At 42.3% G+C, this 8,228-nt stretch carries 8 protein-coding genes; 1 reads left to right on the top strand and 7 read right to left on the bottom strand.

Features of this window, described 5'->3' with window-relative positions; genetic code table 11:
* Positions 1 to 20: 20 nt before the first annotated feature.
* The 5 genes from VF500_RS27370 to pbpC form a co-directional block, all read right to left on the bottom strand.
* Complete coding sequence (locus tag VF500_RS27370; protein ID WP_330862707.1) at positions 21 to 494, bottom strand: 3'-5' exonuclease; 474 nt, start codon at positions 492 to 494, stop codon at positions 21 to 23.
* A 93-nt stretch (positions 495 to 587) separates the two neighbouring features.
* Positions 588 to 2,267, bottom strand: a complete 1,680-nt coding sequence (locus tag VF500_RS27365) for an outer membrane beta-barrel protein (protein ID WP_330862706.1) — start codon at positions 2,265 to 2,267, stop codon at positions 588 to 590.
* Entirely contained in the window at positions 2,264 to 2,842 is a 579-nt protein-coding gene (locus VF500_RS27360; RefSeq protein WP_330862705.1) for a sigma-70 family RNA polymerase sigma factor, read from the bottom strand. Before VF500_RS27360 ends, VF500_RS27365 begins: the two co-directional genes overlap by 4 nt.
* A 175-nt stretch (positions 2,843 to 3,017) precedes the next feature.
* Positions 3,018 to 3,584: a hypothetical protein gene (locus tag VF500_RS27355; protein WP_330862704.1), complete on the bottom strand. Its 567-nt coding sequence runs from the start codon at positions 3,582 to 3,584 to the stop codon at positions 3,018 to 3,020.
* A gap of 77 nt (positions 3,585 to 3,661) precedes the next feature.
* Positions 3,662 to 5,950 carry a penicillin-binding protein 1C gene (pbpC, locus tag VF500_RS27350; protein WP_330862703.1) on the bottom strand — a complete coding sequence of 763 codons (2,289 nt, stop codon included), beginning with the start codon at positions 5,948 to 5,950 and terminating at the stop codon, positions 3,662 to 3,664.
* Between the two features lie 184 nt (positions 5,951 to 6,134).
* Here pbpC and VF500_RS27345 point away from each other — a divergent pair, with 184 nt between their 5' ends.
* A complete protein-coding gene (locus VF500_RS27345; protein ID WP_330862702.1) occupies positions 6,135 to 6,860 on the top strand; it encodes a glycosyltransferase family 2 protein in 726 nt (241 codons plus the stop codon).
* On the opposite strand, the gene VF500_RS27340 is transcribed toward VF500_RS27345, so the two are convergent.
* Positions 6,847 to 7,599: a 4'-phosphopantetheinyl transferase family protein gene (locus VF500_RS27340; RefSeq protein WP_330862701.1), complete on the bottom strand. Its 753-nt coding sequence runs from the start codon at positions 7,597 to 7,599 to the stop codon at positions 6,847 to 6,849. The two genes, VF500_RS27345 and VF500_RS27340, sit on opposite strands and share 14 nt — an antisense overlap.
* Positions 7,600 to 7,602: 3 nt before the next feature.
* A partial coding sequence (locus VF500_RS27335; RefSeq protein ID WP_330862700.1) for a thioesterase domain-containing protein occupies positions 7,603 to 8,228 on the bottom strand: 626 nt, incomplete at its 5' end.

The raw sequence follows: 8,228 nt of genomic DNA, 5'->3' as shown, positions 1-8,228 counted from the left end.
TTTTATCCCTGTAACATCAATCAACAATTCTGGTCCACAATCATATGAATAACTTCCCATGGTTTTTTACCGGCTATTTGCAGTTGTGGAGGAAAAGGAATGCCATTGACAAGCAATCTTCGGCAGATGTAAGGAAAATCAAACTCCTTACCATTATGGGCGCATAAAATAAGATTGGCTGGCTGACTGAACAGTAGGTTGGAGAACTTGGTAAGCAACTCCTTTTCGTCATGTGATGCGAACGACTTTACCCGTAACCCGATATTTTTCCCGGCGGTAAAGATCCCTGCCGAAATGCAAACTATTTTACCAAACTCGGCCCAGATGCCTGCACGTTCGTAATACGTTTCGGCGAGCTCATCCTTGCGTTGGTACTGGGTTTTGATATCCCATAAAGCCTGCAGGTTTTCGGGCAGTTGATCATGGCTGCTATATTGCGGTACCGTTTCAATATCAATTATCAGTATGTTATGCAGGTCGTACTGTTCAAGCATCCAGTTAAAAATTATGGAAGCAAGATAATGATAGTTTTTATTTTAAGTGTAGGTGCGGCTTTGTGTGCTATGCTAATTTTCAAATATGGTATTTTAATGATGCTTTAAACCATTGAGCTTAAAACCTACGCTAATCTGAACCGTTCCCGGACTGTTTTTATAATTCCCAAAGCCCGAGGTTACATTATAGCCGCCAAGGCTTTTTTGATATAAAGCCTCAAGACTTAACCGGTTAAATTGAAAGCTGATACCGCCAGATAAACCAAGGTTTATCTTTTGATCATACCGGGTTGCTTTCAATTGATTAACCGTATTGGCTAAAAAAATGGTATCTATATTGTCGGTTAGTCGCCGGACGTTTGTGGCCCCGTTGACCTGCTTAACTGGTATATTAATAACCGGTCCTCCTTTTACGCTAATGTTGTTGGTAATCTTATATACAGCATGTACCGGAATACTTACAAAATAGGCCTTCCTCGAATCTGTCACCTTAACAAGTTTTGCAGAATCAACCCCGCTGTTTTCGTTAGTATAGGAGCCACTGAAGTTAAGCGGTGTTAAAAGCCTTACCTGCGCGTTTATAGCCCATTTGCTGTTTAAATGATAAGTGGCAAATAAGCCAGCATAAATATCAACCGGGAAACGGCCATAGAAATTACTATTTTGAGCACTTGGTGTAAAACTTCCGGACGAATTAGCACCAAGCAATATCCCCCAGTCGGTATTAGCAAACGCTACAGATAGTGACCTGCCCAGGGAGTTAGCCCCTTTGGTTTTGCCGCTTGTTGTTGATCGGTTTTTACCTGTTTTGTTTTTACTATTCGAGCTCTTGTTAGTAGCTGCAGAGCGCAACCCGCTGTAATAATAGTTTCCTATTACAAATTTTGATAGCGGTTGATTCGCAAATACCAGGGGATGGATGAATGTATTATTATTTATCCCCGTTAATTGCCACGATTGGGTATTATTGGCCGAAAGAGTTAATGTACTGCCCGTGGTACTCTCATTTTGCAGGGTTTGATCATTTGGGAAGCCGCTTTTTGTTGCTGAATCTACGCTATTGTTTAAGCTCCGCTGTGCGGTGGTTGGGTTCCCGGCCAAGCCAAACTGTTTGTTGTTTTGATGCCTCCCCGGAGGTACAGAACCGCCGTTGTTATACCGGGCGTTGCCGGCCGAAATGCCTTTTATAATATTACCATTGCCCTTTTGTGGGATTGAAGCAGTCTGCTGATTATTTGCCGCTGAGACGGGGAACGATCCAACGGTTTTACTTTTGTTGCTATTTCTTGTCGGGGTGTTTTTTGTGGGGTTATTAATGCTACCGTTCTTATTTGAAGACAATTCCTCCCCATTTTTTTGAGCGTACAAACCGTTTACGCTATCGCGCAAAATATCAACGCTGTCGTTTAAGTTTGGTGAACTTGCAGTTAATGAATCCAATAGGCTGTCTTTGCCCATAACATGGTTGCGGCTTTTATGCTGATGATGAGGCGCTTTTTTATGCAATCCGGTTTTAACTAAATAAATAGCGGTTCCACCAACGGTAGCAACAGTTAATGAAGCTATTAATATTGAGGTGGCTTTCATCGCCTTGACAACTTTTATGATTTTTGCAACCTTAGACACATGTGGGGCAGACGCTAAAGGCAAAATAGGCAAATGCTTGTCAAGGATCGATTGCATTTCCTGCCATCCGCTTTGCGGTTCGGAATCAACCGGTAGCTCGCCGCGTTTTTGCCGCCAAAGATCGGGGTCTTTAAATAAATCTTTCATCGTTTTATTTCACTCCTTTCTTTCGACTGAATGTAGCCTGGTTCCAGCAGCTCCCTTAATTTTCTCTTTCCTTCGGCCAGGTGCCAGCGGGATGTACCTTCGCTTATGTTTAATTGTTCGCCTATTTCTTTATGTGTAAACCCGTCGAGTACCGAGAGGTTGAAAACCGTTTGTGTAGCAAAGGGTAGGGTGCGGATGCTTTGCAGGATCTCTTCAAAATAAATCTTTTCCAAGGCAGATGGAGAGATGAAATAATCATCATGCTCCTGTACATCTAAACTTACTGTATTGAATTTTAATTCTTTCCGGCACAGATCTATTGAAGTATAGATCATGATTTTCCTGATCCATCCACCTAATTCGCCTTTTTCAATATCAAAATTGTTTATGGATTGGAATACTTTCAGGAACCCGCTGTTAAAAGCCTCTTTGGCCAACTCTTTATCAGGGACATAACTATAACATACGCGAAGCATCTCGGCATAAAATAATTTGTACAAGGTTTCCTGCGCCGTTCGGTCGTTATTGATACACCCTTTTACCAGCTTCTCGGTTTGCTTCTTGCTTAGGTTCATTAAAAAAAATCACGTTTAAATGATTGTAACTACATCTTCGGATACAATTCATCAAACGTTGGGTAAAATGTAGATTTTTTTTCAAATTGTTTTCAGCTTTAATAATAATCAGGAAAAATCAGCCATATCAACTTGCTGCAACAAGCAGATATGACTGATTTTGATTGAACTGGTGTTAACGTGTTAAGGTGTTAGGTGAAATGACTACGCCCGACGAGTAATTCCAGTCGAAAACGATGGTACTCGCGGATATAACAATATTGCCGGTATAGGTTGTACCGTTAAGTGTTACTTTTAATGGATGGCTTCCGTTTGTAAGGTAACTTCTTTGAAAGCGTACCGAAGCAGCTATCGGGATATCGCCGGTTCCGTGGCAAACCAAGGGCTCCTGTACATTAAGGAAATCAATAAAGAAATTGTTGTTTGCATCCAGCGTGTTATGGAATTTCAGCAAGCCGTTTGAGCAATACCGGTTAGTTGTAACCGCATTAAACGAAATGCCCACACTATCGCCCGCTGCATTTTGATAATATCCGGGCGCTAATGTGATCTTATCACCGGTTAAGGCAACAAGTTGAGCCGTGTCGGGAGGCGTCTTTACGATAGTATCACCGGATGTTTTTAAGGCATTTTTGTTGGCCGCGATTTTGGTGTCGCTGATTGCGTCATTTTTTTTTGTACAGCTGGAAACAATAAAAAAAGTCAGTAACAGGGCCACCATGGCATAGGTTAAGTTTTTCATTTTAATTGATTTATGATTTTATTACATCATCGTATCAATTACCGCAAACGTTGGGTGGGAGCAAGATTTTTATTAAATTATTTCTTCAACACTTCAAACCCTGTACTAATGGTATTGCCGTTGCCATCAACCAAAGTGAGGATGTGTTTGCCCGGAGGTGGATTTAAAGCCATCTGATGAAAGTCTTTGGTTTCGCCAACGTACTGATCATCTAAATGCCAAAAGATCTTCATGCCAGGCTGGCGATGGGCTGCATTACAGATCATCCGGCCGCGTGTACCATCCGCTTCAAGAGGAACATATATTTTAGCGCCATTTTTAGGGTAGATCACTTCCATCGCATTTCCGTTTTCTGCCTGGGCGCAATCCGGACGAAAAGGCGGAAGTACATGGTATTGATAGTTTCTGGCTTTGTAATAATATTCCATTGATGGGGGCAGCACAAACCAGCTTTTATTGAGGATGTTACCCGGTGGTTCACAGTTGCCGTTTACCTGCCATTTGGCATCGGCAGATAAATGCACCAATTGATGGTATGGACAAACGGGGGCTTTTAAACCACTTTTTGGTACATACTGCTCGTCAACGCCCTGACAGTATTGCCCGGCACGATAGCCGCTTTGCCTGCACACATTTATTTTTACCATTTCGCCCATGGGCATCTCAAACCAGTCGCGCGATACGGGCAGCAGCCTGAAGATCTCGAACAGGGCAGGGGCCGCTGTATTGATCCCCGTTAAACCCGGCCGGCCTTCACCATCGGTATTGCCAACCCAAACGCCAACCACATATTTAGGTGTAACGCCAATAGCCCAGCCATCACGAAAGCCAAAGCTTGTACCGGTTTTCCAGGCCACCCGCTGACTTGAGCTGAATTGCTGCCAAAGCATTTCTTCACCCGGCCGCATTACTTCCTCCATAGCCTGGAAGGTATAATAAATGGAAGCAGCATCCAGCAAGCCCGATTTTTCAACAGCAGGTTTAGCACCCGCTTTCTCTTCATAAACAGGGTTATGAAAATCGGCAGGATCATATTTGCCATTATTTTTATTGTAATGATTAAGCACACGCGCCATATCGGCATATGCGCCGCTCAATTCCCAAAGGGTATTTTCGCCTCCCCCTAAAATTAACGACAAACCATAATGATCTGCTGGTTTGGTTAATGTTGTGATGCCTGCCTTATGCAAAAAGTCATAAAATCGCTCATATTTGTACTGCTGCAGCATTTTAACTGCAGGCACATTCAGTGAACGGGATAAGGCCCGTGAAGCAGGCACCGCGCCATCATAGCCCAGATCAAAGTTTTCTGGATGATAACCTGCTATCATGGTTGGCACATCGGGCATCAGACTGTTGGGCAATATCAACCCATCGTGCAACATCGCTGCATAAAGCAATGGCTTTAAAGTACTGCCCGGGCTTCGCGGGGCATCAATTACGTCAACATCGCTTTCCATTTGCGGGTCTTCACGATGGGCTATATTGCCGGCATAGGCAAGGGTGGCACCGGTTTCCACATCAAGTACAATAGCGGCTATATTATTGATATCATTGGCCTTTAATAAACTGTGATGCTGCTCCAGGATGTCATTTACCTGCTGTTGAAGCGATGATTTAATGCTGCTGGTGATCCGTGTATCGCCATCTGGTTTGGCCTGATGATCGGCTTTAAAACGCTGTAACAGGTGTGGGGCAAATTGGGGCAGGGGCATCGGTCTGTCGGGGACAGGTTCAAGTCGGGCAAGGGCCGCTGTTGTGCTGTCAATAATGCCTGCTTTATGTAGTTTATCCAATAATGAATTTCGTTTGCGGAGCAGGATGGCCCTGTTCCTGCCGGGGTGCACCAGCGAAGGTGAGTTAGGTAAAACAGCCATAGCTGCCATTTCACCCCAAGAAAGTTTATCCGGGCTGCGACCAAAATATCGCCACGATGCCGCGTCCAATCCAATAACATTGGTACCAAACGGGGCGTTGCTGGTATATAAAGCCAGTATTTCACTTTTGCTATAGGTTACCTCAAGACGCATGGCCATGAAAATCTCTTTCAGCTTATTCCAGATGTTGCGTTTATGTTTGGTAGCCAGGCGAATTACCTGCATGGTAATGGTGCTGCCGCCACTGCTTACTTTTTTCGAATTAAGGTTTTGTTTGATAGCACGACCAAAGGCAACAATGTCAAACCCGGGATGGTGCTCAAAGCGTTTATCTTCAAAAGTAATAATGCATTGCTTAAATTTCTCGGGTACGTCGGCATTGTAAGGAAAGCGCCATTGCCCGTCGTTTGCTATAGATGCGCCAAGCAATTGGCCCTGATCATCATCAATTACATAGGATGTTGGGCTATTAAATAAGGGTTTTGGCAAACAAAACCAGAATATGAGGGTTAAAACAAACAAAAAGAAAAGTGAGACTATTACTTTTGGCTTTTTTAAATAACTTTTTGCTCGTTTTAGCACAAATTGCATTATTAAATATAAAAATATTACTCCGGTTTAGGTTTATACAACTATAATTGTGGCAAAAATCTACCAGGCAATAATACAATAAATGACAATACAAAAATTATCAATTATCATCCCGGCTTATAACGAAGGTAATACCATACATCTGATTTTGGATAAAATTAAGGAGGTAAGCCTTGTCAATGATATCGAAAAAGAAGTGATTATTGTAAATGATTGCTCAAAGGATGATACTGAGGCAGCCATTTATAAATACAAGCTTGGTAACCCCGATGTTAATATCCAGTACTTTAAACATGAAATAAATAAGGGTAAGGGAGCAGCTTTGCATACCGGCATCTCTAAAGCTACCGGCGATTACCTCATTATCCAGGATGCTGACCTTGAATATGATCCTGCGGAATATAATGACCTGCTAAAACCTGTAGTAGCCGGTTTTGCCGATGTGGTTTATGGTTCGCGGTTTATGGGGAGCAATCCTCACCGCATCCTGTTTTTTTGGCATACCATCGGTAACAGGTGGTTAACCTTTGCCTCCAATTGGTTTTCCAATCTTAACCTTACTGATATGGAAACGTGCTATAAGTTATTTAACACCAAACTTATTCAATCCATAAAACTTACCGAAAAACGCTTTGGCTTTGAGCCAGAGGTTACGCAGAAAATTGCACGCGTGCCCCGTATCAGGATCTATGAGGTGGGTATTTCATACTACGGCCGTACTTATGAAGAGGGTAAGAAGATAGGATGGAAGGATGGCGTAAGGGCTATTTATTGTATCCTCAAATACGGCTTATTTAAAGCGAAGTGAGGTCAATGTCATGAAATTGAATGGCCATAACATTTTCGCTTTCATAAGCTAAGGTGGCTAAATTACCGTTATCAAGCTTAAAGCTTAAAAGCTTTATTCCTTTAGATGAATTGATGATATTACTGTTTACCAGATGATTGCCATTCAGCGATGGGATATCTTTAAGCCGCTCATCTAATCCCTGGCTTGTAAGTTTTGTTATAGCCTCTTTACGCGTCCACAGCAGGATAAACTTTTCTGCCGAATCACTTTGGTTGATGAAACTGATCTCATCTTCACTGAAATTATCAGCAAGGATCTCTTTATAGGCGAATAAATGGTCGATTTTTTCTGTATCGATACCAACTGCGGTTTTTGATACAGCGATGGTTACCCACTCGTCAGAATGGGATGTATTGTAATTAATAGCAGTTCCGGTAGTTTTTACAAAAGGTTTTTTATTAGGGCCAATTTCAAAACGAATGTCTTCGGGCTTTTGATCCAAATATTGGCCTAAAATAGTTCTTAGCGCAGCACGGCTAACAATAAAACGTCGCCGGTCTTTTTCCTGGTAATACCGTTCTGCTCGCTTTACTTCATCGGGTAATAATAGCTTTACAAGCTGCCCGATAAGCGTGAGATGATTGGCAATTTTTATCCGCCAAACATCAACATTAGCGTCAATAGTAACATTGGGCTTTGCATTCTGCAGCCATTCAACAGTATCAAGATACTGTATTTCAATGTTTACTATACCCATACCTTATTTTTTAGCAGCTTCATCGAGGCAATTTTGCAAAATTTTTGCAAAGATCTTATCGTTTGGTGCTTTAAATATAGAGTTATGTTCGCCGGGGATAGGATGCACGTTGATACCCTTTAAAGCGTAAGGCCGCCAGCCCAGGTATTCAAAGTCATCCATATAAAAAGTATGTGTATTAGCCCTGAACAATTCAATTGAAATGTCAGAAGGTTTCAGCTGGTAGTTACGTTCGGCTTGCTGGTTCGTCTCATCTATTTTGTTTGAGTAGCCAAAAAAACCCTCCTGCTGTTCGTCTTTCTTTAAACGCCATAAAAGTCTGGTTGCATGTCGTTTAATGTTTTTTGTTTTACCTGCAATGTTTTGCGAAAGCCCTTCGCCGGTAAGCAGGTTGTATTTTAGTTTACGTAAAAAGAACTTAGCGCGTTTAGTTTGCATAGTCAACCAAGGATCAAAAAATGGCGACCGATAGGCATAAGTATCAAACATGGCCAGCATTTTAACTTTTTTGCCTTGAGCTTCCAGTTGTTTGGCCATTTCAAAAGCTATAATGCCACCAAATGAGTAGCCAGCCAACGCATATGGCCCATCGGGATTTTGAGCCTGTATGGCTGAGATATAATGCGCAG

This window comes from Mucilaginibacter sp. (assembly GCF_036383575.1).
In the GTDB taxonomy this organism is placed as follows: Bacteria; Bacteroidota; Bacteroidia; order Sphingobacteriales; family Sphingobacteriaceae; genus Mucilaginibacter.
The sequence above is the reverse complement of the archived record's forward strand: the minus strand, read 5'-3'. Positions and strand labels throughout refer to the sequence as shown.